This is a genomic window from Brevibacillus invocatus, assembly GCF_003710915.1.
Lineage (GTDB): Bacteria > Bacillota > Bacilli > Brevibacillales > Brevibacillaceae > Brevibacillus > Brevibacillus invocatus.
Window position 1 is genome coordinate 106,664 of record NZ_RHHR01000014.1, and the last position, 25,722, is coordinate 132,385.

Sequence of the window (25,722 nt, forward strand, 5' to 3'; positions counted from 1 at the left end):
AATTCATAGGATATATTGAAATCATAATATCTATTGAATGTATTATAAGAGTGTAAATACCTATAGGGTTAAGAAGGAGTCCAATCAATGAGTACTCGTCCGTTTTCCAGCTTGTTCGGAGTAAAAGGGAAATCTAATGGTGAATCATTTTTTGGTGAGGTAAAGGAGCAAGGGGAAGTTCACATCGCCCCAGGTTCTCTTTTGTCAAGACAGCTAGAGCTTATCCATCTGACTGAACACGATTTGTCCATAGCCAAAGCGATCCAACCTGTAATCATTCAAAATATTAATAAAATTGTCGATGCATTCTATGACAATATTGCCAACGAAGAACTGCTCATGACGATTATCAATAACAACAGCACGATCGATCGACTGAAGCAGACGCTAAACCGCCACATCACCGAGATGTTTTGCGGCAAGATCGACAGTGAGTACATCGCACAGCGCAGCCGGATTGCGATCATCCACATGCGCATTGGTCTGGAACCAAAATGGTACATGTGCGCGTTTCAAAATCTCCTGGTCTCAATCATGGGACTACTGGACGAAGCGATCAAGGACAAGCGTGAATTCGTACAGGCGATCCAGGTCGTGACGAAAATCCTCAACATCGAGCAGCAAATCGTCCTGGAAGAATACGAAAATGAGCATGAGCGCGCGCGTCAGAAGGAACAGAAGAAAAAAGACGAGCTGCGCGTCGCTCTGGCCAACTCTGCGCATGAGCTTGCTGCTGTAGCAGAGGAAAACAGTGCTTCTGTCGAGCAATTGACCGAACAGGCTCGAGAAGTAGTACGCTTTGCCGAGAATGGGACAGGCTATTCGAGCAATGCGCAGCGCCTTTCCCAGGAAGGTAAAGAGAAGCTGGAGAACCAGCAGGATCAGATGAAATTGATTCAAAACAGTGTTCACCAGATCTCGGATGAAATGAAAATGCTCGAGGATAACGCGGAAAAAATCCGTGGAATTGTCGATGTCGTGACTGCTATTGCGGAGCAAACCAATCTGTTGGCACTGAACGCTGCTATTGAGGCAGCGCGTGCTGGCGAGCAGGGACGCGGCTTTGCGGTCGTTGCCGATGAAGTGCGCAAGCTGGCCGAGCAGACCAAAAAATCGGTATCCGGCGTCCGTGAGCTGATCGAAAAAACCAATCAGCAAACGGTTGTATTGTCTGCTGTAGTCCATGAAATTCAGACACTCGTTCACTCCAGTACAGCTATGACCAATGAGACGAACGCATTCTTCGAAGGGATCATAGATGCAGTGTCCGACAGTAAAGAGCAGAGCAGCCAAATCCAACGTGAGCTGGAAAACTTCTTCCGCGTCATGGAGGATATGAACCAGGCCGTAGCGCAGGTAGCTTTCTCTGCGGATGAACTGTCTGACATCACTGAAAATCTGTAGACGAGCCAGCAGGTAAACGAATAGAAGCAGAGGTACATCGTCTTGCATGAGGGCGGTGTGCTTCAGTATGTAAAAAGAGAAACCAGGGTTTCTCTTTTTTTGTGCGTGTGTTCCGGAGGAGTGGTTTATACGCAAATCCACCTTTACCGGTCAGGAGACGTTTTTTCCAAAGGATTTAATTCTCTCTCGCATCGATCAAATCATCAACAAAAAAGATGATTTATCGCTAGATGAATTGGCAGAGAAGCTGTCCCATTCTCCATTGTTGCCTGATCTATATGCGACTTCAGATGATTTAAAGGAACGTAACATTGTTTCGGTAATTGTGTTAGACCGTTATGGAGCCTCACCGGGCAGCGAACAAGCGGCAGTCTATTCCTTTCAACAAATGCTACCGCTTTTTACGATCAATCAGCTGCTAGCCAATGGCGAGATCAGTCTGGAAGAAGGGGGGCTGTTGCTGGAAACGCTGAACGAGCAATGGCCAAAGCCGGATGGCAAACCCTATGAACTTCTGTTTTTCAGGAAGATGGGGGTGTCTTCGTGCCTGCTGGTATCCGTTCCGGCAGATCTTCATTTTGATAAAGGTGTGAAAGTGGTCGCGCGAATTTCGCTGGTGGAGCTGGCGGAGCAATTGAAGGGCAAGCTGATCTAAGGGGGAAATCATATGTCTCGATCAGAACGCGAAGCAAACGATTTACCCAATCTGAAGACTGGTCGTTAATGAACGTGGGGGCATGGGCAGGAACATATCTGATCTCGCATATCCGGCTTCCACTCATGACTGGCCTTTTGATGACATCGCTTTTGTCTGCAATAGCGGTTAAGGTTGCATTTTACGGAAGCCAGCTTTGGAGCGTGTTGCTGCTACTGAGTGTAGCAGGGGTTTTTACGGGAGCTGCCCAGGTTTGCAAAAATACGCTTCTTCAGCAGGCAGACAGCTGGATTCGAGGCAGAGTGATGGGCAATCAGAACACGCTCAGTCGCAGTGGTTCCTGTAACGAGGGTTTCTTCCAAAGGCTATAGTCTTTTTTAGGCTTTTTCACCATAGGATGTACCAACTGGGAGGTGACGGGCTTGGCGATGTTTCGACCCCGTCGGCGTTGGAGAAACCCGCTTTCCCGAACCAAAGCCTTCATGATCGCGTTGGTCTTCTTTCTGGTCATGACCATCCAGTCATTGGTATTCCTTGAAAAGCGGCTGGAGCCCACGCTTTTGATTCTCGCCTCGCAAAAGGCTGAGCAACTCGCAAAAGATGCGATTACAGATGCTGTGACCAAGCGGATTTCCCAACAAGGTGTCGACTTTAATCAGATTGTCATGATCGAGAAAGACAATGAGGGGCGAATTCAGGCATATCAGTTCAACTTTCGAGAGTATGCGCGCATCGTGGGAGAGACCACTTCGCGTGTGCAAAACAAGCTGCAGGAATTTGAGAAGGATAAGGTAGAACGGACGATTCCGTTAGGGTTGGCAACCGGCAACAGCTTTTTAGCGAACATGGGTCCAGAGCTGCCCATCACTTTTGTACCTATCGGGTCGGTGAAGACGAGACTGGAAACGGAGCTGAAAGAGGCAGGCATCAACATGGTGCTGGCTACTGTCTACATCTTTGTCGAGGTGGATTTGCGGATCGTCATTCCGTTTGCGACAGATGAGAAGACCGTAACGACGAAGATACCCATCACCCACTCGCTGATTATCGGTGATGTGCCGCAATACTTGTACAACAATCCGGATGGCAAGCCGGATGTGCCGCGTGCCCAATCAGAGTTCGAGGCACCTCCTGCAAAGTAACGATGGCAGCTTAACAGGAAAAATCCTCTTGCACAATACCGTTGCAGGAGGATTTTTTACGTGTATTGAGTTATTTAGGCGTGACAGAAAGTCGGATGGTTTTCGTGGTTTTCCCTGTTCGGTTCCATTCCAGTAGCGTTTCATACGAATTGTCCGGCGTATCGGGGACCGTGATCTCCAGTGAGGTTTCATGCACCCATTTCACATCGAGGATCGGAAAGACAAAATCTGATGATAATGCCTGTTCTGTCACGACGGGATCACCCCATACGACTGCGGGTTCGAGTGTCTCCGTATGGAGGATCATGATCCTGTTGCGAACCAGCTCCGTTCCTTCATTTCGACCGAGGAGGATCGCCAAAAGTCGTTCATCAGGGGAAAAGGAATGGCTGATCCAAAGACTTCCTTCATGTAAAGAAAGGGACTTGAATGCTTCGTCTTTCATCTGCACAAGCACGTGGTCACACAGCTTTGACCCGCAATTGAATCGGATGTCCCCGTACACGATGCCAGTCAGTGACCTGAAGGCTGTTCCTTGGATTCGGCTGATTTCCACCTGTCGTTCTGATGGGGTGTAGGATTCCAGGAACTTGTGGAGAGGCTCCACCTTTTCAACAGGGATCGAGAGCGAGCCCGAATCCAGGGGGAGCTCGATGTATTCTTGCGCATCCGAGGGAGCGCATCCGGATGCCAGAATGGTCAGGAAAAAGAGGACAAAACACATGCAGAGCCACGATTTCAATGCCACTTCACCTCCTTTGTGCAGCATGATAGTAAGCAGGATCACGGCTCAACCCGAGTAGTCAAACCAGCCTGAATCAAACATATTGACACTGTGTCAAAAAGTTAATAAACTGTAGTCATAAAATTCTTTATTTTTTATTCAGCTTGCGAGGAACTGCTTTTCTCCTATCGATAGGAGAAATTACGACCATAAAGGAGAGCGTCTATGTCAAACCACGACCAGCATGTACAGGCGGGAAATGAAAAGAGCATTCACATGGATTTTTCAAAGGACATGTCGTACGGGGATTACCTGCAGCTTGATAAAATCCTTTCCGCCCAAAAACGTCTATCCGATCATCATGACGAAATGCTGTTCATCGTCATCCACCAGACGAGTGAATTGTGGATGAAAATGATTTTGCATGAATTGGAAGCTGCGATTCAATGTATTTGGGAAAAAAATCTCGATCCGGTTTTCAAGATGCTGTCTCGCGTCTCGCGTATTCAACAGCAGCTGATTCAATCCTGGGACGTGCTGTCCACATTGACCCCGTCTGAATATCTGGAATTCAGGGATAAGCTGGGCAAATCATCCGGCTTTCAATCCTATCAAAACCGACTCATCGAGTTTGCTATGGGCTACAAGAGCCCGCGAGCACTGGCTGTTTTCGAGCATGAGCCGGAAATTCATGCCCAGCTGAAGAAAGCCCTGGAATCGCCGGGCTTGTACGATGCTTCCATCTTCATGCTTGCCGAAAGAGGGCTGCCGATCGATTCCAGCGCATTGAATCGTGACTGGACGCAGGATTATCAGCCAAATGAGAGTGTGGAAAACGCCTGGCTCGCCGTGTACCGGGATGTCAATCAATATTGGGATCTGTACGAGCTGGCTGAAAAGCTGGTGGATATCGAGAACCGTCAGCAGCAATGGCGCTTGAACCACATGTTCACCGTGGAACGCATCATTGGCAACAAGATGGGCACGGGGGGATCATCCGGTGTCCAGTATCTTAAACGAGTCCTGGATCACCGTTTCTTCCCTGAACTGTGGAGTTTACGTACAAAGCTATAAGGAAAAGGCAGGTTCTGGACTATTCGCGCAGACGTCTTAACTCTCGCCAGATAGCACCCAAAGCATTGAAATTCCATTTTCGGTTTTTGCCGTAGAGCAGGTTTGTCACGCCAGTCATCATCGTGAGTTGATCTTCGGTATAAGGATACCAGTTCAGCTCGCGGTTGCGCTTGCCGGGATCATGGATAATGGAGATGCTGTGCGTAAAGGATTGCAGGCTGAGTGGTCCGCGATAGCGGCCGATTCCGCTTTCTTTTACGCCGCCAAAGGGCAGATGTGGATTGGCAAAGCTGATGATGACATCGTTGATGCACACATTGCCGCTTTCCAGCTGTTCCGCCAAATGGCGGGCCCTAGCTCGATTCTCGGACCAGACGGACGCATTCAGGCCGTACGGAGATCGATTGGCCAACTCAATGGCCTCCTGCTCCGTAGAAACACGCATGATGGGTAGGACCGGACCAAAAGTCTCCTCCTGCATGATCTTCATGTCCGGGGTAACATTCGTCAATATAGTGGGTGGCATAAACATGTCATCTGCGGGAAAATTCCCCCCCAGAACGGCTGTTGCTCCCTCGGCAACAGCCTCTTTTACGTGCTGCGCCACAATTTCGCGTTGATCGGGAAAAGTCATGGAGCCTACTTCGGCACCGGTAGGATGGCCTTGGCGCAGGGCTTTTGTTTTTTGCGTGACCAGCTCGACAAAACGGTCGTGCACAGATTCATGCACAAAGACGCGTTCTACGGACATGCAGACCTGACCCGCGTTGGTAAAAGCGCCCCAAACTGCGGCGTTCGCAGCCCGTTCCAAAGGAGCATCGGAGCAGACGATCATCGGGTCTTTTCCGCCAAGCTCCAGTTCAACAGGAATGAGGTGTTCAGCGGCAGCCGCCATGATTTTTTTGCCTGTCCGAACCGATCCTGTGAAAAAAATCTTGTCGGGTCGGGCTGCTACCAGCTCTTGTCCGACCTCACGACCGCCGTGCAGGACACGAATCACCCCTTCAGGGAGAGGGACAGCACGGAATAGCTCTTCGATGATCAATCCTGTGGCGGCTGTTACCTCGGAAGGCTTCAGCACGACGGTATTTCCGGCGATCAACGCAGAGAGGACTGGTATGACTGCAAGCTGGAAGGGATAGTTCCAGGGGGAGATGACTGCTACGACACCCATTGGTTTGTAATGAATGTACGATTTCTTGGGCCAAAGCAGCAGCGGAGTGGGTACCTTTTGCTTGGCCAGCATCTTCTCGGCATGCTTCTCATAAAAACGAATGGTATCGATCGTCACGAAGATCTCGGTCATGTACGCTTCAAAATGAACTTTTCCGGTATCCTGGCTGATGCGTTGGGCCAGATCCTCGCCGTGTTCGACCAAGTAATGACGCAGTCGCGACAAATAGGCGACCCGGTCTGAGAGGGGAGTGGCTGACCAGGCTGGATGAGCGGCACGGGCTTTTTGAACTGCTTGCCTGACCTGATCCGGTGTAGCTTCTTCCAATGAACCCAGGATTTCACCGGTAGCAGGGTTTTGCATAGTAAGGACAGACATAGGTTTACACCTCGCTCATAGGGTACGCTCTAAGATGATTCTAGGAACCGGCTTTTGCTTCTGTCAAGAATAGTTAGAAAAACTTGGCTTATCGCCTAGTCCGATAGCGAAAGCCATAGTTCTTCTCATACTTTCATCCTTTACTGCTTCAGCGAAGTTGAATTTTCTGAAAGTGCAAAAAAGAAGCGGTCATTTCACCGCTCCCTCGCACGTAAGGTTTAACGCTTTTTTAACCGTTCCCAGCGGCGCAAATACGGATAAGGGTCAAATGCCCACTCATTGCCGCCAGTTTCGCGGTACATGCCGTAGTGAAGATGAGGAGGGAATTTGCCCGAAGTCCCAGGCTTTCCATAGCCCGAGCTCCCCACGTAGCCAAGCACCTGTCCCGGCTCCACGATGTCACCCGTCTTCAGCCCCTTCTTAAAGGAAGAGAGATGAGCATAGTAGTGGTACACATTGGACATATCCCGCATTCCGATGCGCCAGCCTCCATAACGGTTCCAGCCGAGCACTTCAATCATGCCGTAGCCCGTGCTGAGCACGGGAGTACCATAGCCGGCGAAAATGTCTGTTCCTTCATGGATGCGGCGTCCTCCCCAGCCGCGTGCTGCACCCCAGGTACTGCGGTAGCTGTAGGTGTAGCGCGGAGGAATGGGAAAGTAGCGTTCATCCAGATCGAGGTGTTGGTATTTGTCATAAATAATCGCAAACTGATGAATCGTTCGGGCCGAACGTCCTCGCTGATAGTAAGACCACAAGCCAATACGAAAATCATCAGGAGTAAACCCGTAGTCGGACAGGAAGTGAATCATGGCTGCCAGGACATCCCGGTCATTGTTGCGATCGGCTATCCCATCACCATCGCCGTCCAGACCCATTCCGCCAAAAAACTGAATCGATGCGGGGTTCGTATCGGTATCATCCGGATTCAAGTCCCCTCCCCATTTCGAGACAGGGATGTCGATCGCGGTCAATCTTTTTGCCGCAGTCTCTGGTTCCGTATTTCGCTTCTTGCGTATTTTCATCGCCCGTTCATATTGATCGATGGCAGCCAGATACGTCCAGGCTATCCCGTATGTGGCTTCCATTTGATGAAATAGCTGGAGTCGCTCCTGCAGAATTGGATCGGCAGGCTTGGCGGATGGAGCTGCGCCTGCCATCTCCAACGGCAGGACAGCGGATGCTACGCACAAGCTGATCGAAATGATGAGGCGGAACACTCTCATGCCGTCTCCCTCCACCCAAGGTAGTTTCCTTTGTAGTTTCTGACAGCGACCGTGAATTATCCCAGATACTTTTTGGAAGGGCTTTTCAACGCTTCCCTGCATCCTGTAATATAAAAGGGAAAATATGTTCGTAGTTTTTGGCTGCAGATGAGGAGTTGAGGGGTTTGCTGTCATTTATTCATACGGCGGACGTGCATCTGGATGCGCCGCTGCAAGCCTTGTCTGATGTGTATGAGCTCAGACAGGATGATTTTCGACGGACGATGCGCCAGATTCGCGATCTTGTGGTGGACAGGCAGGTAGATTTCTGGCTGGTCGCAGGGGATCTTTTGGAATATCACGGAGGACGTCGCTCGACTGCTCTGTTTCTCCGCGATCTTTTTGCCAGCGTAGCTCCGGTGCCAGTATGTATCGCTCCAGGCAACCATGACCCCTGGAGAGCCGATTCTTTTTATCAAAGCCTGAGCTGGCCTGGCAATGTCTACTGGTTCACACCGGAGTGGGGAGCTTTTGAATTTCCGGAAAAATCCTGTGTGGTCTACGGTTGGGGTTTTCCGGAGCCTCATTTCTACGAGTCGCCACTGAACACGTTCCCAGGGAAGCTGGACGGGTACCGGCATCACCTGATGGTTTTGCATGCCCATGTTCTCCATGGAGCAGGGGAAGAGCATCATCCGTACGCTCCAGTCTCCGTACAGGAAATGGCAGATACCGGGATGGATTATATTGCACTGGGGCATATCCACAAGCCCATGCAGTTCTCACATCCTGTCAAAAGGCAGCCATTTGCTGCATACCCTGGAACGCCTGAAGCGATAACGGTCAAGGAAGAAGGAGATCGCTGTGTCCTCTATGGTGAGCTGGACCATACGGGAAAGCTGTTGCTGCAGTCCATTCCGGTCGCCCAGCGCAGGGTGAGCAAAAGAGAAATTACGCTAGATGGTGCCGAGACGATGGAGCAGCTGGTGGAACGGCTGCAATGCGAACTGGCGAACGAACCTGTGGAAAATTTGGTGTACGTCACGTTGACCGGCGAGAGGGCAGCTCATTTCACCCCGGCTATTCCCGTGCTGCAACAACGCTTCCGCCATTTTTTTCTCATTCAATTCCGCGATCAGACCTGGCCGGATGTGGATGAAGAGAAGCTGATCTCGGAAGGCGGTGTACTGGGCAGGTGGCTGGCTAAGCTGGCAGAAACGGAAGCTCAGGCAGTAGCTGAAGAGGAGCGCCAGATCGTCCGGATGGCTCGCAGGGAAGCGTTGGCCCGGATTGGGGGGAATACAGGGTGAGAATCGACGAGCTTCAACTAAAGGGATTTGGCAAGTGGCAGGATGCCGAGTTTCATTTTGCCCCGGGGATCAATCTTTTCTATGCGCCGAATGAAGCGGGCAAATCCACTTTGTTGCAGGGCATTTTCGCTGCACTTTACGGGATGAAGCGCGATTATGTGAAAACTACGCGCTATCTGCCTGAATATGAAAAATACCGTCCGTGGCATCAGGGAGAATACGAAACGATCGTTACCTACCAGTTGGCTGGCAAGACGTATCGGTTGCATCGCTCGTTGTTGAAGGAAAGAGAACAGGCACGCCTGTTTCTCGATCCCGAATGGACGGAATTGACCGATGTGTATCAGGAGGATCGACGCAAGGAACGCAATTTTGTGGAGAAGCATCTGGGGCTTGGCCGCAGCCTGTTTACAGATGTGACTTGGATCAGGAGAGAGCCGCTGACAGCAGGTGAACATCTCATGCCGGCGCTGAAGGCAGAGACGGAGGAAGCCAACCCGATGATTCACAAAATTCTGGGTGAGCTGGATCGAGAGGTGAGCACGATCGGAAAGAAGGAACGGGCGGAAAACACATTGCTGGGCAAGGCATCTACCCTCGTAGCCCAGAAGGAACAAGAACTCCGGCATGCGGAGTCCGTCTCGCACGAGGTCGGCAGGTTGTCCCGGCAGATCGCTGACTGGGAGATGGAGCGGGTGAGGCAGGAGCAGCAGCGCCAGCGACTGCTTCAAGGCAGAGAGCATTGGGCCAAAAAGGATGAGGAATGGCAGAAACGATGGCAGCTCAGCTATACGGCACCGGATGAACAGCAGTGGGTATGGTGGGAGAACAGCGCCCAGTCCCAGGAGGAGCGTAGCTTGCATCAAGGGACGAGACAGGCGCTTAGGCGACTTCAAACGACAATGCAGGATGAGCTTTCCGTGAACCTGTCTAATTCTGTGCAAATCAAGCAGCGAAGAGAACTGGAGCATATCCAGCAGGATTACGAACAGGGCGTACGACTCAGGCGTCACTGGGAAGAGGCTCACATGGAGCTGGCGCGACAGGCTGCAGCATCGAGGCTTTCAATCGGGAGGGAAGCTCGACAATCTTCTGGAGGAGCTGTCTGGCCTTGGGCGATTGCGGTTGTACTGGCGGGACTTGGATGTATTTCCTTTTTATTTGATCAAGCTGGCAGTGGTGGAATTGCTCTGGCATTGGCTTTTATTGCAGCAGGATACGGCTGGTGGATGAAAAGCAAGTCGAAAGCACCACGTAAAGCGACGGACGACGGGAGATCGGAGGAATGGCAGAACATCCAGCAGGAGATCTCTCAGCTGGACGAAAAGCTGGGGATGCTGCTGCGAAAATGGCAAGTGACTGATTGGGATGCGTTTCTGGAGCGAAAAGAAGAGCTGCATCATCAGCTGCGCTCGCACGAATCAGAGCGGTTGACTTCTGAGATCGCCAAAAAAGAGGAAGAAAGCACCTTGTTGCAAGAGTGGGGAAGGAAGGTGCGTACCTGTCTGGCTCGGGAAAAAGAAGCATGGGAAAGTGAGCGCACCAACTGGCAGACGGAATTGTCTCGCAGTGAAGAGCGATTACAGGAGATCAGGGAGCAGATTGCCAAAGCCAATGGGCAGATGGAAGCCCATGAAGGAGTCTTCGTGGCACAAGCCAGGAGTGAATATGAAGACGCGGTGATGAGCCTTGAGCAATTGCAGGTTAGGCGTGAAGCGCTAAAGCTCGCGCGGGATATGCTGCAGGAAGCGCTGGAGGAGTGGAACCGCGACGTCTCTCCTGCTGTAAACCAGCACGCCTCCATGGTGATGGACAAAATTTCGGCGGGCGTCTATCGCGAAGTACGGCTCGATCCACGGGAAGGCTTTGCAGTACGTGTGCTCGAACCCGCCAGAAAACAAATTCTAGAACAGGAGCAGTGTTCGACGGGTACCCAGGACCAACTCACCTTTGCGCAGCGGCTGGCACTTTTGCAGCACGTCAGTCAGCAGACGGAGCCATTGCCCTTGTTTCTCGATGATCACTTTGTTCACTACGATCAAGATCGATTGGAAAGAGCCTTGATGTACCTGCTCGAATTGGGTGAACAGCACCAGATATTCCTGTTTACCTGTGTGGAGCGCGAGCAGCTTTTTTTAGCCAAATGGCTGCGTGCCCATGACAGACATGCCATCCATCAGCTGGCCTAAGGTTTGGGCAAAACCTTTGGAATGGGTAAAGAGGTTGCCCCACCCATGACCAACCTCTATAATGTTCGTAAGGAATAAGTCAGATGAGGAGTGGGCCCTATGTCGCAACGGAAACCCGAGTGGCTCAAGATCAACCTTGTATCAGGCAAAGAACTGGCCAACTTTAAAGAACTGAAACAGACGATGCGGAGCAAGACTTTACATACGGTATGTGAAGAGGCAAAGTGTCCCAATATTCATGAGTGCTGGGCCAATCGGACAGCTACGTTCATGATTTTGGGAGATATTTGTACCCGTGCCTGTAGATTCTGTGCAATCAAAACCGGTCTGCCCACGGAGCTGGATCTGGCTGAGCCAGAACGTGTAGCGGAAGCAGCAGAGCAGATGGGGTTGCAGCACGTCGTCGTGACCTCTGTAGCTCGTGACGATCTGGCTGATGGGGGCGCACAAATTTTTGCGGAAACGATCAAGGCAATACGTCGCAGATTGCCGCTCGCCTCTGTAGAAGTACTGATTCCTGATTTTCTTGGAAACTGGGATTCATTGAAAATTGTGATGGATGCACGACCGGACGTTCTGAATCACAACATCGAGGCAGTACGCCGCATGTCAGACCGTGTACGTGCCCGGGCAAAATACGATCGGACACTCGCTTTGTTGAAAAAAGCAAAGGAGCTGCAGCCGGATGTCCCGACCAAGTCCAGCCTGATGATCGGGGTGGGCGAGACAGTGGAGGAAATTTTGGAGACCATGGACGACCTGCGTGCAGCTGACGTCAATATTATGACAATCGGTCAGTACCTTCAGCCGACGAAAAAGCATCTGGATGTCGTGCATTACTACCATCCCGATGAATTTGCCCGAATGAAGGAAGAAGGCATGAAACGCGGATTCAGCCACGTCGAGGCTGGACCTCTGGTGCGAAGCTCTTATCACGCTCATGAACAAGCCAACGCGGCAAAGGAAACAATCGCTCAAGCCCAATAAGAATGGAAAAGCCACCCATCCAGACCACAAAGTGCAGGATGGGTGGCTTGTTTTACTTCTCATTTAGCGGCTGGAAATGCCGATAGGGGATATGGAGGTATTTTTTGCTTTAACCCCAGCGTGCTTACCATCCGTACCTGTAATGCGTTGAACCAAAGCTCGCACAGGGTGGTTTCCATTCGTACCTGCTACAGAAAACTTGCTGGAACGGCTGGCCAGCTGCGTTATTTCCCTGATGTGTGCTGCGTTGTCGGTCACATGTACTTTATAGTAACGAGGAGAGACGGACATCGCGTTCATTTTCGCCTGTTTTTTGGCTTCGCGAACATTTTTGCCATCTGTCTGCAGACCGACAAGAACTTCTCGGTCCGTTACCAATACGGTTGAGCGTTGAACACCTGGGCAGCTGGAGGTTACATTGCCAACAACTTGTGCCAAAGCTTCGCGGTCAACATAGACATGATTGGCGTTGTTCATGCCCCTGACGCCAGCTGTGTTGCCAGTCGTATTCTTCACGAATTGGGCATATCCCAATTGAGGCATACTTGTACTCATAGTGCCCATTCCGCGGTTTTCTGTATTTTGGTAAATCGAGTGACCTCTCATGCCGCTGTTGTAGCTGTAATTGCTGCCGATATGGCCGTCGGAAAAGGCATTGTAAGGTCGGCTGCCATTGGTAAAGGCGTTGTAGTTGTTGTTGGCTGCTGTACCCATGCCGGCAAAGCTGCCAGCTCCTGCATTGGAGTAGCTGTTGTAGTTCCCAGCATTGTTCTGGGTTCCTCTGCCATCACTGGTACGGTTGCGCAGTCCATCGATACTCAGGCCGTGCATGCCATCGAAATTGCGCACAGACTGGGTGTTTGTCTTGTTCGGAGTGGTGTAGTTCGGAGCTGCGTTATTACCACAAGCAGAAGCCATCAAAGCGATACCTGCAATTGCTGGGACGAGCCATTTCTTATTCATTGGAACACCTCCTACACGATAGAATGTCCACGGAGTCATCGGCGTTTTCGTGGGAATTTTAGTCGATAAGAATTTTGTTGTTGGGTGAAATATGGTAAGATGGTTGTAGTATGCATGTGTGAGGAGGAAGCGGACTTGATTCGCACGCAAGCCGGTACTTATGAAATCATGGAAGAAAATCGTGATGGCTGGAACCCCGAAGCATTCAAGGAGCGCTATAGCGATATACTCGACAAATACGACTACATCGTAGGCGACTGGGGTTACGGTCAGCTCCGTCTGCGGGGGTTTTATTCCGACGCGAATCGCAAAGTGCCGTTCGAGCAGCGAATTTCCGCTTTGGATGAATACCTGCACGAATTTTGCAACTTTGGATGTCCGTACTTTGTTTTGCAAAAGGTAAAAGGTGTTCTGGTAACGGATGACACCAAGTTGATAGATCAATCGGGATTGGATGTAGAAGCTGATTTCCGGCAGGATCAGGGTCGTGACGAAACGATCCAGACAGAGCGCAAAGAACGCCGCCGTTTTCATCCCCGACAAGGCAAACAGGATCGGGCAGATAGAAATAGCAATGGGAATGGACCTGAGCAACGATCAGCGACAGGTCGCAATGAAAGGTCTGACAAGCCCAGATTCAACAAAGAAAAGTCTGAGCGAAATGGACGGGATTCCTCCAAGGATCGGCGTCCGAATCAAGCACGCCCCAATCGCGAACGAGATAAAGTGTCGAGTGGTTCCAACCAACCCAAGCGCGAATCGTAAACCATGTGGCATCGCTTAACCTTTAGATCATATGATTGAAAAGCAAACCAAACAGCCCCTTTTCCTATGGAGAGAGGGGCTGTTTGCTTAATCTCGCTATCATGGGGAGGCAACAAGATCCTCCATTACCGTCAAAACCCGCCGAATCCGCCAATTCCACCGGGTCCGCCGAATCCCCCAATCCCACCGAATCCCGAATACGGATAAGGGTAGGGATAGTACGGGTAAGGGTAGGGATACGGATAGGGATAGGGATAGAACGGGATCACGATGACTTCAGGGCTATTTCTTCTCCCGCGGAAAAAAACGGGGTGATATTGATCTTCTGGAATGGTCTGATAATCCTGTTCATGCGTCATGGCCTGTTGTTGGTGATAGTCAGGTTGATAAGGTTGCATCGTGCGATATGCACTCCTCTCGATGTCTGTATGTGCAGTAGCATTATACGGGATATTTGCCCTAGAGGAGCGTTGTCCCCCGTGAAATGGGCGCCAACACGCCAATGCAAAAAGGGAAGAGCATGGATAGCTCTTCCCTTTCATGAGAACAACAGGATAATGGCTTAAATGATGGTTTCCAAAAAGGAGTGCAGCTCTTCTGCTTCAGACTCGCTCAGGTTAAAAGCGTATTCCAGGTAACCTTCTTCTTTCAAATCGTCGTGTCCAATAATAGCAGAACGGCCGTTTTGGATGTTGATGACGAGTTTTTTGCCATAGAAACGATTGGTTGTCGTAATCGCCAGATCAAATCGAGTAGACTCTGCCATGAAGCTGACGAAGCGGGTTTTGGTTTCCTCCACGTCGTCGTACAAATAGAACAATTCTTGAGACATGCGAATCCCCCTATCTCCAGTTGAAATTTGGTTTGTGCTCTGTGTTGTGCAGCGCACGTACAAAGCGAATCGTCTTGGTTTGGGCGCGCATGACGATGGAATGCGTTTCTACCATGTCGTCGCCAAGGTAACGGACACCTTGCAAAAGCTCGCCATCCGAGACACCTGTTGCGGCAAAGATGGCATCTTCTCCTTTGACCAGATCGTTCAAGGTGAGAAGCTGCTCTGGATTGGCCAGCCCCATGCGGATGCAGCGATCCCTTTCCGCGTCGTCTTGCGGCTTGAGCTGAGCCTGCATGTCGCCACCCAGGCATTTGATCGCAGCAGCACTGATGACGCCTTCTGGAGCGCCTCCGATCCCAAGAAAGAGGTCAATTCCAGTCTGTGGCAAACAGGCTGCGATTGCCGCTCCGACGTCACCATCACCGAACAGCTTCACTCGTGCTCCCTTTTCCCGGACTGCGTCGATAATCGCCTGGTGACGCTCGCGTTCCTGGATGATGACTGTAACGTCTTGTATGCGCTTGTTGTTGGACTCTGCAACGATTTCTATCATTTTATCCACTGGATCGTGGAGTTGGATCTTCCCGGCGGCACGTTTGCCTACGGCCATTTTCATCATGTACATGTCAGGAGCGTGCAGCAAAGTGCCACGATCTCCGATGGCGATGACGGACATTGCGTTGTTATGCCCTTTGGCGACAATGGTCGTGCCCTCTAGGGGATCAACAGCCACGTCTACTTCGGGTCCGTTTGCATCCGCATGACCCAATTTTTCACCAATGTAGAGCATGGGGGCCTCATCCAGCTCGCCTTCACCGATGACCACTGTACCCCGCATGTTGATGGTATCAAACATGGACCGCATGGCGCTTGTAGCGGCTCCATCTGCTTCGTTTTTCTTGCCGCGCCCCATCCAATGGGATGATGCGAGTGCCGCCATTTCCGTTACTCGTACGATTTCCAGTGCCAGTTCGCGTTCCACAAGTGTTTCCTCCCTTATTTCATCCCGGCAAAAATACACCACACCATTGTAACATAAAGTACAAGCAGATTCGTGACAGCGTGTACAAATTTGGTATACTGATGGATGAAAAGAGGTGAAAGCCGTGAGCAATTCCTATCTGCAGGAAGGGGAATTGGTTCTTCTCGTCCTTGTACTCACATTCGTCATCACTATATATTATGCAAAAAGAAAAGCCAAAAAGCGAAAGTAAGGAGAATTCCATGTACGACGTAAATACAAAGCGCATAGATCAGGTTTTTGTCCATATGAACAAGATGCTGGAATTGCTGGAAACACTGAATGATCGTGGAAAGGAAGCCGTCGTAGCGGATGAAGTAGCGGTAGCGGCGATGGAGCGGGGACTGCATCTGTCGATTGAAGCCGTCATTGATGTAGGCAATGCCCTCATCGACGGTTTTATCATGCGTGATCCGGGAAGCTACAGTGATATTGTCGAAATCCTTCGCGATGAGCAGGTGATCGACGAGCATCAGGCACGTGTACTGACCCAAGTGACCGATTTCCGCAAGCACCTGGTCAACGAGTACACCGATGTGCCTGTACCACAGATGCTTGAGGTCGTGCAGGATTCGCTTCCTACCTTGCGTCAGTTTGAACCTGCTGTTCGTGCTTATCTGGACAAAGAGCTGTTTTAGTACAGTGTGCGGATTTTTTATACAAAACGCTTTCATTAGTTTACTAACGTATCGAAATCCGCTACAATAATGTGAAAGGGCGGTGATACGTATGACAAATGAAGGAACATCCACCCGTGATCAAATCTTGCACATGCTGAAGGTAAAAGGATCACTCTCTGTCAGCGACATGGCCGTCGATCTTGGGATCACGGAAATGGCAGTGAGACGTCATTTGAATACCCTGGAGAGGGATAATCTAATCAAGTCTACGCTTGTACGCCAAGCGATGGGACGCCCAACCAACGTATATTCCTTGTCGCAGGAGGCAGATGAGCTGTTTCCTCGCAATTATTCTCATTTGACACTGGATTTTTTGCGTGATCTGCAAGATATAGATGGATTGTCAAAAGTGGAAATGCTGTTCCGTCGTCGCGAAAATCGATTGGAAGAAACGTACCGGACTCAAATACAGGGAGACCTGGAGGAACGTGTAGCCAAGCTGGCCGAACTGCAAAATGATAAAGGGTATATGGTGGAATGGGAAAAGGACTCGTCAGGTGACGGGTACCGCATCCAGGAGTTTAACTGTCCGATCTCACAGGTAGCTCGTGAATACAACCAAGCGTGCAGTTGTGAGCTTTCTCTGTTTCGACGCGTGTTGAACGCCCAGGTGGAGCAGACCTCGTGTATGGCCAAGGGTGGAGAAAAATGCGTGTTTGAGATCAAAGAAGCGAAGTAAGCTGAAAAACAACATCCACTCGTTGCTTGAGTGGATGTTGTTTTTCTATAAAGGAGTGCAGTAGAGTGAAATCATACAATGGCTATCTGCTTGATCTCGATGGGACAATCTACCGCGGAACAGAAGCGATAGAGGGAGCCAAAGAATTTCTCAGTCATCTCAAAGATCAGCACATTCCGTATCTTTTTCTGACCAACAATTCGTCTGCTTCCCCGCAGCAGGTGGCTATTCGCTTGCAAAAGATGGGCATAGATGCTTCTCCCGATGAGGTGTACACCTCAAGCATGGCGACAGCCCAATACATGTCCGAACACGAAGCAGGCTGTACGGTGTACATGATCGGGGAGGAGGGATTGCGCCAAGAGCTTGTTCAGCATGGTTTTGTGTTGACGGAAGAATCGCCACAGTATGTCGTCGTGGGCATTGACCGCACATTTACCTACGAAAAACTGGCGATTGCTGCGACCGCTGTACGTAAAGGTGCCAAACTGATCGCAACCAATCCTGACCCCGCTATTCCGACCGAAAAAGGGCTTCAGCCAGGGAATGGCTCTCTCATTGCCGCTGTTTCAGTAGCAGCTGCAACAAAGCCGATCGTGATCGGCAAACCAGAGCCGATCATCGTCCGCTATGCGTTGGAAAGGCTGGGGACTGAAGCTGCACAGACTCTGGTGGTGGGGGATAACCTGCATACCGATATTGAAGCGGGGGCCAATAGCGGACTGGACAGCCTGCTCGTATTGACTGGTTATTCGACTCGCGAGGATGCAGAAGATCACGCCGTACAGCCGACTTATATCACAGAGGATTTAACTGCGTGGCGGCGAAGAATCAGCAGGGGTGTCTAGACACTCCTCGCGCTGCTTCTGACGATGCGCGATACGACTGGAGGCTGCAGCTGCAATCGCGCCTACGAGATCGTCGAGAAAAGTATGCACACCAGCGCTCTTGTCGTTGAGCTGCTCCAGTTTCCCGTACTTGAGCTTGTCCACATAGCCAAAATTGGTAAATCCGATGCTGCCATACAGATTGACGATCGCCAGGGCAAGCACTTCGTCTACTCCATAGAGCGGTTCATCGGCTTCGATGATAGCCTGGAGAGGCGGGAGAATCCGTTTTTCCTCTGCGAAGATATCCAGCTGGATGCCGGTCAAAAGCGCGTTTTGGACTTCCCGTTTTTTGAGTACGGAATAGACGCTTTCGCGGCAGTATTCCAGGGTTAGATCCGGGATGTAATTTTTTTGTAGAAACATCACGATGTCTGCGATATCATCCAGAGTGACGCCGCGCTGTTTGAGCAGATCGATGACGATATGTAGACAGGACGTACTGTTCAACGGATGATCTTCCATGTTTTCGCCACCTTTCCAGTTATGTACCGAGCAGGCATGAATCTAGTATCTGCATCCAGGTAGGCACCTATCCTACCGCTCTTACATACAATGGGCCATGAGGGTGAAGGTGCGTGAGGAGGTTGGCATCACATGGAGGAAAAAGAATTTTTGGAAGAGGAATACGGATTCGTCATTAACGGATCGCGTGAATCAGGCGCCGGCCGTGTATTGGAAACGGACCAGGGTTTGTTTTATCTGTTTACTGCACCAGCAGGTTACAAATATAAAAGCAAAATGATTCAGCGGGTAAGAAAGCATATCAGCCAGCAGCAGGAGATCGGAATGCTGAAGCTGGTAAAGACTGTCGGGGGTCATACACATACCTTTCATGACGAGCAGCTGTATTATCTGTATCGAGGGATCCGGGAGCTAGAGCTGGAGGACCCTCATTATGCCAGTGGTCAATCATTGGCTCGATTTCACCAATCAACGGCTTCATTCACCGGTGACAAAATTTTTCTTCCCTACAGTTCATTGGGAAGCTGGCCCAGCATGTGGCGGCGAAAGCTCCGCCGATACAACGAATATCGGGATGAACTGGACGATGTGAGGGCAGAGCTTACGGCTATGGATGAGTATTTGCTGACCTGCTATACCTACGTCCATCAGCTGGGAGAAACGGCTGTCCAATATTTGTATGCGGCAGGCTACGACAAGGTCGTAAAAGAGACGGCTCAGTTTGGAAAAGTAGCCTACCAAAATTTTGATCAAGGGTTTATGCTTTGGAATGAAAAGAAAAGCAGACTGATGGCTGGGGAATGGGACTGGGTGTTCGACATGCGCACCCGTGATATTGGACAGTGGTTAAAGGCAGAGAGCAGGCGCAACGGATGGCAGGATGAGACGGCGATCCGCTTCCTCGACGGGTACAACGATGTATCTCCTCTGCTCGATAGCGAATATGCCATCATCTACGGTCTCATGCTGTATCCGGGCCGTTTTCTCAAGCTGGTGGAGTCGTATCATCAGATTCCGGAAGAAGAACGCGCTGATGTAAACGCAGAAGTCTGGCATTCGCATTTGGAAGACGAGCTTGTTCACATGGAAACTGCACTCCGTCGGTATCCTCAGATGATCGCACAACAGTACGGCACGTCCATTCCACACATTGACTGGTTGTGGAGGTTGGAAGATGAAAATACCACTCAAAATCGTGACGAGGCTCAAAGCGAATAAATCCATCGGGTTTAGGCTGATACAGCTGACAGCACAGACACGGCGGTTAATGGAAAAGCGGAAATGCTCGCTGTTGAAACCGACGGCCGTGTCTGTCGCTGTGTCCCAAAAGAAAACCGGTGACAAGGCACTGTCGCTGTTCGTCTTCGTCCACGTGCTGATTGGAAAGGAGCCGTTCCCCTCATGATGAGTACTATACTCTACAGTGTAGTCGGCCTATTGCTGGCAATCGTTGTCATCATCGCACTGATCGCATTCCAAGTTACCTGGAAACTGACGCACCCCAAGCGAAAGCCGCTGGATATGGACCCGAAGGATTTTGGGCTGGAACATGTGGAGAACGTACGATTTTCCAGCAGAGAAGCAGGGATTTCGCTGGCAGGCTGGTATATGTCTGCCGAGCGTGAGACGGGACATTCACGCAAGAAAACCTTGATTTTTTCGCATGGCTACAGTCAGAACAGGCAGGAGCCACATCTGCCAGCCTTGTCATTGGCCGCACAGCTGGTAAAGGATGGCTATGACGTGCTCATGTTTGATTTTCGCAATGCAGGAGAATCGAGTGATGCCTTGACGACAATCGGTCTTCGCGAGCAGCAGGACTTGCTCTCGGCGATTGATTACGTAGAGAGCAGCAGACCGGGACATGCGTTGGGGCTAGTCGGATTTTCGATGGGGGCAGCCACTTCTTTGCTGGTGGGGGGAATGGATGATCGAATTGAGGCGATCGTTGCGGATTCGCCGTTTTACTCCCTGCGAGAATATCTGGAAGAGAACTTGCCAAAATGGACGGGCCTGCCACGATTTCCTTTCAACTGGTTTATTTTGACGCTAAGTCCGATCCTGCTGGGCGCCAATCCACGTGAAGTAAAGCCTTACGAAGCTGTAAAACAGGCGAAAAAGCCGATATTTTTCATTCATGGAACCGGAGATGAAACCGTGCCTTGCCAGAACAGCGAGCGGCTTCGTGCCTTGGCGACGAATGAGCAAACGGAGCTCTGGCTGGTGCCCAAGACGGGACATGTACGCAGCTATGCCCGTTACCCGGAAGAGTACGGGCAAAAAGTGATTCACTTTTTTAACGAGGTTCTTTGAGAATGAAAAAAGCAGCTAAGCGGAAAAATCCGTTAGCTGCTTCTACGCCTGTATCGGCTTAGAATACTTGTTGTACTTCCTTAATACCAGGGATTTCTTCAATCAGAGCGCGTTCAATCCCGGCTTTCAGGGTGATCGTGGATGATGGGCAGCTACCGCATGCTCCCATCAGGCGCAGTTTCACGATGCCATCTTCCACATCGACGAGTTGTACATCGCCACCGTCACGTTGCAGATACGGACGCAGTTTATCGAGTACTTCTTGTACTTGATCCATAACTTCCATGCTACATTCACTCCTTTCCCAGCTTCTCCTTTATTATAATCATTACGCGATGATAAATCCACGCCTTACATGCCTGGTCTACACTTTGGATGGCAATATGCTTCTTGTATGCAGTGTATCCCCTTTTCAACGAAATCACATGTTATAATAGACAAGAAAAAAGAACTTTGTGATAAGGAGTCATTGACGTGAACGTATATCGGAATGTCAAGGAACTGATCGGAAACACGCCCATTGTGGAAATTACACAGTTTGAACTGCCAGAGGGAGTTCGCCTGTTTGCCAAATTGGAGTATTTCAATCCTGGCGGCAGCGTCAAGGACAGATTGGGAATGGAGCTGATCCGGGCGGCAGAAGAGAATGGACAACTCAAGCCTGGCGGCACCATTATTGAACCTACAGCAGGAAATACAGGTATTGGGGTAGCATTAGCTGCGGTAGGCACGGGTTATAAAGTTATTTTCTGCGTACCGGCCAAGTTTTCCGAGGAAAAGCAAGAGCTCATGCGTGCACTTGGAGCCGAGGTGGTCAATACGCCGACAGAACAAGGCATCAAAGGGGCAATTGCCAAGGCACAGGAGCTGGCGGAATCCATTCCAGGCTCGTTTGTTCCACAACAATTTGCCAATCCTGCCAACCCGGATGCCCATTACAAAACGACCGGACCTGAAATTTGGAAACAAATGGAAGGTCAAGTTCAAGTATTTGTTGCTGGTGCGGGATCAGGCGGTACGTTCATGGGTGCAGCTCGTTATCTGAAGGAGCAAAATCCTAGCATCAAAACCGTGATTGTCGAACCAGAAGGCTCTATTTTGAATGGCGGCGAATCCGGTCCACATAAAACAGAGGGCATTGGAATGGAATTCTTGCCACCATTCATGGACACCAGCTATTTCGACGCGATCCACACCATTCTGGATGTCGAGGCGTTTGATTGGGTCAAGCAACTGGCAGCCAAAGAAGGTATGTTGGTCGGCAGCTCTGCTGGTGCTGCAATGGCAACTGCCCTGCGGGAAGCGAAGGAAGCCGCACCTGGTACCAACATCGTCGTGCTGTTCGCGGACAGCAGTGAGCGTTATCTCAGTAAGAAAATTTACCAAGGGGGTATTTAACCATGAGAATCAAAACACGTCTGATCCACGGCGGAATCGAGGGAGATCCGAATACAGGAGCCGTTTCGGTTCCGATTTATCAAGTAAGCACCTACAAGCAAGAAGCAATCGGTGTACACAAGGGCTTTGAATATTCCCGTACGGGCAACCCGACACGCCATGCACTGGAAACCTACATCGCCGAGCTTGAGGGCGGAGCGCGTGGATTTGCTTTCGGTTCCGGTATGGCAGCACTTTCGACGATTCTTTCCCTGTTCAACAAAGGGGATCATCTGGTAGTAGGGGACGATGTATACGGCGGTACATACCGTGTCATCACCCGCGTGTTCTCCCGATTGGGTCTGGAAGCTACGTATGTAGATACGAGTGATCTGAAGGCAGTGGAGGCAGCCATTCGCCCGGAAACCAAGGCGATCGTCATGGAAACGCCAACCAACCCGTTGCTGAAAGTAAGTGATATTTCCGCCCTTGCAGACATTGCGAAGTCAAAAAATGTACTGCTGGTGGTCGACAATACGTTCATGACGCCTTATTGGCAGAATCCACTCGATTTGGGAGCCGATATCGTGTTCCATAGCGCGACCAAATACCTGGGCGGACACAGTGACGTCGTAGCAGGTCTGGTCGTAGTGAAGGACGCACAGCTGGGTGAAGAGATGCACTACGTTCAAAACGCGATTGGCGGCGTCCTTGGACCGCAGGATTCCTGGCTCTTGCTTCGCGGTATGAAAACATTGGGTCTGCGTATGGAAGAACATGAGCACAACGCACGCACGTTGGCGAAGTGGCTGTCCGAGCGCAGTGATATCAAGCGTGTGATTTACCCAGGTCTGTCCGGTCATTCCGGTCATGAGCTGATTCAAAAACAAGCGCGTGGATTTGGCGGCATGATCTCCTTTGACGTAGGCAGTGCGGAGCGCGCCGATGAAGTATTGGCAAAGGTGAAGTACTTTACACTGGCAGAATCGCTCGGGGCAGTAGAAAGTCTGATCAGCGTACCAGCGCGGATGACACATGCCTCCATTCCGGCAGAGCGTCGCGCAGAGCTGGGCATTTCAGATGGTCTCGTTCGCATCTCTGTGGGGATCGAGGACGTACAGGACCTGATCGAGGATCTGGAGCAAGCTCTCTCCTAAAAGCCTCAGGAAGCGAATAGGCAGGTGACCAAAGCGATGAGTGTCGAAGTCAAGGTCTACGGGACAGAACAATTATGTGCGAGCTGCGTCAATCTGCCATCTGCCAAGGAAACAGCTGAATGGCTGCAGGCAGCCCTATCCCGCAAATTCGGGAGCGACAGCATTTGCATCACCTACAGCGATTTTCAACAACCACAGACAGAGGAAGACAAAAGCTGGTCGAAGCGTATTATTGAGGAAGATTTGTGGTATCCGCTTGTCGTAATTTCCGGGGAAATTGTCGGTGAGGGAAATCCGAAGCTGAAGAATATTTACGCGAAGCTGGAGAGCATGGGTCTTCAGCCGGTTGTCGAAGCCGTAGATAGTGAATAAAGCATTCTTATAGCAAACGACCAGATGTTCAGCCTCCCACTCGTGAGGGGGTGAAGCATCTGGTCGTTTTTTTAGTCGTATTTCTGTCCTATGATGCAGACCATCACGTGCAATGGTTAAAATAGTATGGCGGCGTTTTCAGGTCACAGCGGATAAAGTATTCGACGCTTGGGTAAGTCCCGATATGATGAGAAAATGGTTATTCACGATGGATAAAACGAACAAATCTTAGGACTTGCAAATAGTTTTCTTCAAGCACGTTTTCTTCTGAGACAAGAATATCCATAAATTCCCTGTATAGTTGCTGCAGTTCCTCTTGCTCATTGATGAGCTGGACCGCTTGATCATAGGTTGGCTCATCCTTGTACCAATGGATCTCCATCCACGTGGAGTCATCTTCCTTGCTTTTTAAATGGACAGATTGTTTATCTACAAACCTTTCGTAGATGCTTTCGGCTGCTTTCTGGATCTCGAGATACTCTTGCTCCCGGTCAGGCTTAATTCGGTACTTGTATACTTTTACAAACATCGCGGCCTCCTGAGGAACGTCTTGAATCGGTTCTAGCGTGAAGGTTCTGCATTCTTTTGTCGGGTCATATAGTCCTTGATGAAGGCGTAATCAGATGGAGGGACGAACGAATGGACAATCCTTTGGCCCGATATTACGAATTGAAGGAAACACAAAAGCTGATAGAAGAAGAGCTGAATCTGTTGCGCAACGAGCTTCTGGAGGCATATGCAGAAGCGGGAAAAGCGGAAGCAGGGAAGTACCAGCTCACCATCAACCACCAGGAGCGGCGGGAATACAACGATGACAAGGTATTCAACGCACTGCCTGACGCATCGTTGTGGCGGCTCATGTCGAGAGCAGACACCGGCAAAATTGCCAGCCTGCTGAAGCTGAACGTCGTACAGGAACAATGGCTGACAGGGACCTACGAGCTGCGCAAGGTACCCGTGGTACGGGTGCAAAAACGTTAATGGAGCATGAAAGAATACGGTCAGGTTGGGCATGAGGTGTGAGCATGCCCAACCCTTTTTTATTTGGGATTACATGAATCAAGAACCAGCAAAAATTTACTTGTTTCTACTTGTCTTTGTTTACAACAGGAATCCAAAGCTCATTGCGCTGTTCTTCAGGCGGCAGGTAACATTCGATGGCTGGCAGGTAGGCGAGCTCGAATGCAGAGGCTGGCAGCCAATCCGCATAGAAGCGTTGCCAAGCAGATTGCATGGCGTCCGGAGCGCCAGGAACATCGAAGACCACCCATGCTGCTTCTGGAAAGTCGAGCTTGACCATGCCTTCTGGAGGATTTTTTTCAGAGACGATGGATAAGATGTAATCGAACTCCTCATTCCTGCCAAAGTCGCCATCGGCACAGACACCCAAAATCCCTCTGATCGGATGGTTCTCCCGGCGAATGTTCCAGAGTGCTTCAAAAATCCCCTGCTTGCTCGCGAGCTCCCAACGCTGTGGCAACACCTGAAAAGCCTCTTTCATGTTGACCTTTTCGCTGACTCCGACGATCTGAAAAGCGTCCAGTTTTTCTACGCGATAGTTCATTTCCACAGCTCCTTTAATACTGATTTGAAAAGACATGCGTGGATAGTCTTTCAGCTTCGTCCCTCGTGCACGCGCTGCTGTCGGAGTGGCTCCATGCATGCTGTGAAAGGCACGGGTGAATGCTTCGGGTGAGTCGTAGCCGTACTTGAGAGCGAGATCGACCACTTTGATCGGACTATTCTGGAGCTCATAGGCAGCGAGAGTTAGGCGGCGCCGTCTGATGTACTCTGCCAGCGAAACCTCCGTAATCGAAGAGAACATGCGCTGGAAGTGGTAGATGGAGCAGCAAGCGATTTTGGCTACTTGCGAATAGTTGATTTCCTCCGTGAGATGCTCTTCGATGTAGTCAATCACATCATTCATTCTCGTGACCCCATTCATTTTCACTGTCATCCTTTCCAC

General features: G+C 50.4%; 29 protein-coding genes and 1 pseudogene. 19 read left to right on the plus strand and 11 right to left on the minus strand.

Features of this window, described 5'->3' with window-relative positions; all coding sequences use genetic code 11:
* Positions 1–87 precede the first annotated feature (87 nt).
* The 4 genes and pseudogenes from EDM52_RS10200 to yunB all read left to right on the plus strand — a co-directional run bounded on the left by EDM52_RS10200 (position 88) and on the right by yunB (position 3,201).
* Positions 88–1,404 carry a globin-coupled sensor protein gene (locus EDM52_RS10200; protein ID WP_122908898.1) on the plus strand — a complete coding sequence of 439 codons (1,317 nt, stop codon included), beginning with the start codon at positions 88–90 and terminating at the stop codon, positions 1,402–1,404.
* 121 nt (positions 1,405–1,525) lie between these two features.
* Positions 1,526–2,059 (plus strand): annotated as a pseudogene (locus tag EDM52_RS10205) (DUF4004 family protein); the annotation flags it as partial.
* A 68-nt stretch (positions 2,060–2,127) separates the two neighbouring features.
* Positions 2,128–2,430 carry a hypothetical protein gene (locus EDM52_RS10210; protein WP_122908900.1) on the plus strand — a complete coding sequence of 101 codons (303 nt, stop codon included), beginning with the start codon at positions 2,128–2,130 and terminating at the stop codon, positions 2,428–2,430.
* A gap of 42 nt (positions 2,431–2,472) precedes the next feature.
* On the plus strand, positions 2,473–3,201 hold the full coding sequence (gene yunB, locus EDM52_RS10215) for a sporulation protein YunB (RefSeq protein ID WP_245996761.1): 729 nt from the start codon (positions 2,473–2,475) through the stop codon (positions 3,199–3,201).
* A gap of 70 nt (positions 3,202–3,271) precedes the next feature.
* On the opposite strand, the gene EDM52_RS10220 is transcribed toward yunB, so the two are convergent.
* Positions 3,272–3,970: a hypothetical protein gene (locus EDM52_RS10220; RefSeq protein WP_183184969.1), complete on the minus strand. Its 699-nt coding sequence runs from the start codon at positions 3,968–3,970 to the stop codon at positions 3,272–3,274.
* A gap of 180 nt (positions 3,971–4,150) precedes the next feature.
* Here EDM52_RS10220 and kynA point away from each other — a divergent pair, with 180 nt between their 5' ends.
* Positions 4,151–4,999 carry a tryptophan 2,3-dioxygenase gene (kynA, locus tag EDM52_RS10225; RefSeq protein ID WP_122908902.1) on the plus strand — a complete coding sequence of 283 codons (849 nt, stop codon included), beginning with the start codon at positions 4,151–4,153 and terminating at the stop codon, positions 4,997–4,999.
* 19 nt (positions 5,000–5,018) lie between these two features.
* On the opposite strand, the gene EDM52_RS10230 is transcribed toward kynA, so the two are convergent.
* Together EDM52_RS10230 and EDM52_RS10235 are read right to left on the minus strand one after the other, a co-directional pair.
* On the minus strand, positions 5,019–6,551 hold the full coding sequence (locus EDM52_RS10230) for an aldehyde dehydrogenase family protein (RefSeq protein WP_122908903.1): 1,533 nt from the start codon (positions 6,549–6,551) through the stop codon (positions 5,019–5,021).
* Positions 6,552–6,769: 218 nt separating this feature from the next.
* Positions 6,770–7,777 (minus strand): M23 family metallopeptidase, encoded by a 1,008-nt coding sequence (locus EDM52_RS10235; RefSeq protein WP_122908904.1) that lies wholly within the window; start codon positions 7,775–7,777, stop codon positions 6,770–6,772.
* Positions 7,778–7,941: 164 nt separating this feature from the next.
* On the opposite strand from EDM52_RS10235, the gene EDM52_RS10240 reads away from it, so the two are divergent.
* From EDM52_RS10240 to lipA, 3 genes are all read left to right on the plus strand, one after another.
* Complete coding sequence (locus EDM52_RS10240; RefSeq protein WP_122908905.1) at positions 7,942–9,066, plus strand: metallophosphoesterase family protein; 1,125 nt, start codon at positions 7,942–7,944, stop codon at positions 9,064–9,066.
* Complete coding sequence (locus EDM52_RS10245) at positions 9,063–11,255, plus strand: ATP-binding protein (RefSeq protein WP_122908906.1); 2,193 nt, start codon at positions 9,063–9,065, stop codon at positions 11,253–11,255. Before EDM52_RS10240 ends, EDM52_RS10245 begins: the two co-directional genes overlap by 4 nt.
* Before the next feature lie 99 nt (positions 11,256–11,354).
* Entirely contained in the window at positions 11,355–12,242 is an 888-nt protein-coding gene (lipA, locus tag EDM52_RS10250; RefSeq protein WP_122908907.1) for a lipoyl synthase, read from the plus strand.
* A gap of 63 nt (positions 12,243–12,305) precedes the next feature.
* Here lipA and EDM52_RS10255 read toward each other — a convergent pair whose 3' ends face one another.
* Positions 12,306–13,205: a YhcN/YlaJ family sporulation lipoprotein gene (locus tag EDM52_RS10255; protein ID WP_122908908.1), complete on the minus strand. Its 900-nt coding sequence runs from the start codon at positions 13,203–13,205 to the stop codon at positions 12,306–12,308.
* A 135-nt stretch (positions 13,206–13,340) separates the two neighbouring features.
* Between EDM52_RS10255 and EDM52_RS10260 the strand changes: the two genes are divergently transcribed.
* Positions 13,341–13,970, plus strand: coding sequence for a YutD family protein (locus EDM52_RS10260; RefSeq protein ID WP_245996763.1), 630 nt, complete (start codon positions 13,341–13,343; stop codon positions 13,968–13,970).
* Between the two features lie 131 nt (positions 13,971–14,101).
* Here EDM52_RS10260 and EDM52_RS10265 read toward each other — a convergent pair whose 3' ends face one another.
* From EDM52_RS10265 to glpX, 3 genes are all read right to left on the minus strand, one after another.
* The gene (locus tag EDM52_RS10265; protein WP_122908910.1) at positions 14,102–14,368 is read right to left on the minus strand and encodes a hypothetical protein; all 267 of its coding nucleotides are present in this window, start codon (positions 14,366–14,368) and stop codon (positions 14,102–14,104) included.
* Positions 14,369–14,532: 164 nt separating this feature from the next.
* Positions 14,533–14,802 (minus strand): DUF3055 domain-containing protein, encoded by a 270-nt coding sequence (locus tag EDM52_RS10270; RefSeq protein WP_122908911.1) that lies wholly within the window; start codon positions 14,800–14,802, stop codon positions 14,533–14,535.
* Positions 14,803–14,812: 10 nt separating this feature from the next.
* Positions 14,813–15,787 (minus strand): class II fructose-bisphosphatase, encoded by a 975-nt coding sequence (gene glpX / locus EDM52_RS10275; RefSeq protein WP_122908912.1) that lies wholly within the window; start codon positions 15,785–15,787, stop codon positions 14,813–14,815.
* Between the two features lie 242 nt (positions 15,788–16,029).
* Between glpX and hepT the strand changes: the two genes are divergently transcribed.
* The 3 genes from hepT to EDM52_RS10295 all read left to right on the plus strand — a co-directional run bounded on the left by hepT (position 16,030) and on the right by EDM52_RS10295 (position 18,033).
* Positions 16,030–16,464 carry a type VII toxin-antitoxin system HepT family RNase toxin gene (gene hepT / locus EDM52_RS10285; RefSeq protein ID WP_122908914.1) on the plus strand — a complete coding sequence of 145 codons (435 nt, stop codon included), beginning with the start codon at positions 16,030–16,032 and terminating at the stop codon, positions 16,462–16,464.
* 91 nt (positions 16,465–16,555) lie between these two features.
* Complete coding sequence (locus tag EDM52_RS10290; RefSeq protein WP_122908915.1) at positions 16,556–17,185, plus strand: helix-turn-helix transcriptional regulator; 630 nt, start codon at positions 16,556–16,558, stop codon at positions 17,183–17,185.
* 65 nt (positions 17,186–17,250) lie between these two features.
* Entirely contained in the window at positions 17,251–18,033 is a 783-nt protein-coding gene (locus EDM52_RS10295; protein WP_122908916.1) for a TIGR01457 family HAD-type hydrolase, read from the plus strand.
* Here the strand turns inward: EDM52_RS10295 and EDM52_RS10300 are convergent.
* Positions 17,995–18,537 (minus strand): phosphatidylglycerophosphatase A family protein, encoded by a 543-nt coding sequence (locus EDM52_RS10300; RefSeq protein WP_122908917.1) that lies wholly within the window; start codon positions 18,535–18,537, stop codon positions 17,995–17,997. The genes EDM52_RS10295 and EDM52_RS10300 overlap by 39 nt on opposite strands.
* 132 nt (positions 18,538–18,669) lie before the next feature.
* On the opposite strand from EDM52_RS10300, the gene EDM52_RS10305 reads away from it, so the two are divergent.
* From EDM52_RS10305 to EDM52_RS10315, 3 genes are read left to right on the plus strand one after another with little or no spacing between them, the layout of a single operon-like run.
* Positions 18,670–19,755, plus strand: coding sequence for a hypothetical protein (locus EDM52_RS10305; protein WP_122908918.1), 1,086 nt, complete (start codon positions 18,670–18,672; stop codon positions 19,753–19,755).
* Positions 19,712–19,942 carry a hypothetical protein gene (locus tag EDM52_RS10310; protein ID WP_122908919.1) on the plus strand — a complete coding sequence of 77 codons (231 nt, stop codon included), beginning with the start codon at positions 19,712–19,714 and terminating at the stop codon, positions 19,940–19,942. The genes EDM52_RS10305 and EDM52_RS10310 overlap by 44 nt, the downstream gene beginning before the upstream one ends.
* Positions 19,942–20,850 carry an alpha/beta hydrolase gene (locus tag EDM52_RS10315; RefSeq protein WP_122908960.1) on the plus strand — a complete coding sequence of 303 codons (909 nt, stop codon included), beginning with the start codon at positions 19,942–19,944 and terminating at the stop codon, positions 20,848–20,850. The genes EDM52_RS10310 and EDM52_RS10315 overlap by 1 nt, the downstream gene beginning before the upstream one ends.
* A gap of 58 nt (positions 20,851–20,908) precedes the next feature.
* Here EDM52_RS10315 and EDM52_RS10320 read toward each other — a convergent pair whose 3' ends face one another.
* Positions 20,909–21,136 carry a NifU family protein gene (locus EDM52_RS10320; protein WP_122908920.1) on the minus strand — a complete coding sequence of 76 codons (228 nt, stop codon included), beginning with the start codon at positions 21,134–21,136 and terminating at the stop codon, positions 20,909–20,911.
* A 188-nt stretch (positions 21,137–21,324) separates the two neighbouring features.
* Between EDM52_RS10320 and cysK the strand changes: the two genes are divergently transcribed.
* The 3 genes from cysK to EDM52_RS10335 are packed head-to-tail and all read left to right on the plus strand — an operon-like array spanning position 21,325 to position 23,756.
* A complete protein-coding gene (gene cysK / locus EDM52_RS10325) occupies positions 21,325–22,248 on the plus strand; it encodes a cysteine synthase A (protein WP_122908921.1) in 924 nt (307 codons plus the stop codon).
* Between the two features lie 2 nt (positions 22,249–22,250).
* Entirely contained in the window at positions 22,251–23,384 is a 1,134-nt protein-coding gene (locus EDM52_RS10330; RefSeq protein ID WP_122908922.1) for a bifunctional cystathionine gamma-lyase/homocysteine desulfhydrase, read from the plus strand.
* A gap of 36 nt (positions 23,385–23,420) precedes the next feature.
* Positions 23,421–23,756, plus strand: a complete 336-nt coding sequence (locus EDM52_RS10335; protein ID WP_122908961.1) for a YuzD family protein — start codon at positions 23,421–23,423, stop codon at positions 23,754–23,756.
* A gap of 199 nt (positions 23,757–23,955) precedes the next feature.
* On the opposite strand, the gene EDM52_RS10340 is transcribed toward EDM52_RS10335, so the two are convergent.
* On the minus strand, positions 23,956–24,285 hold the full coding sequence (locus EDM52_RS10340; protein ID WP_122908923.1) for a hypothetical protein: 330 nt from the start codon (positions 24,283–24,285) through the stop codon (positions 23,956–23,958).
* Positions 24,286–24,395: 110 nt separating this feature from the next.
* On the opposite strand from EDM52_RS10340, the gene EDM52_RS10345 reads away from it, so the two are divergent.
* A complete protein-coding gene (locus tag EDM52_RS10345) occupies positions 24,396–24,737 on the plus strand; it encodes a hypothetical protein (protein ID WP_122908924.1) in 342 nt (113 codons plus the stop codon).
* A 106-nt stretch (positions 24,738–24,843) separates the two neighbouring features.
* Here the strand turns inward: EDM52_RS10345 and EDM52_RS10350 are convergent, their stop codons facing one another.
* The gene (locus EDM52_RS10350; RefSeq protein ID WP_183184971.1) at positions 24,844–25,701 is read right to left on the minus strand and encodes an AraC family transcriptional regulator; all 858 of its coding nucleotides are present in this window, start codon (positions 25,699–25,701) and stop codon (positions 24,844–24,846) included.
* Positions 25,702–25,722 lie beyond the last annotated feature (21 nt).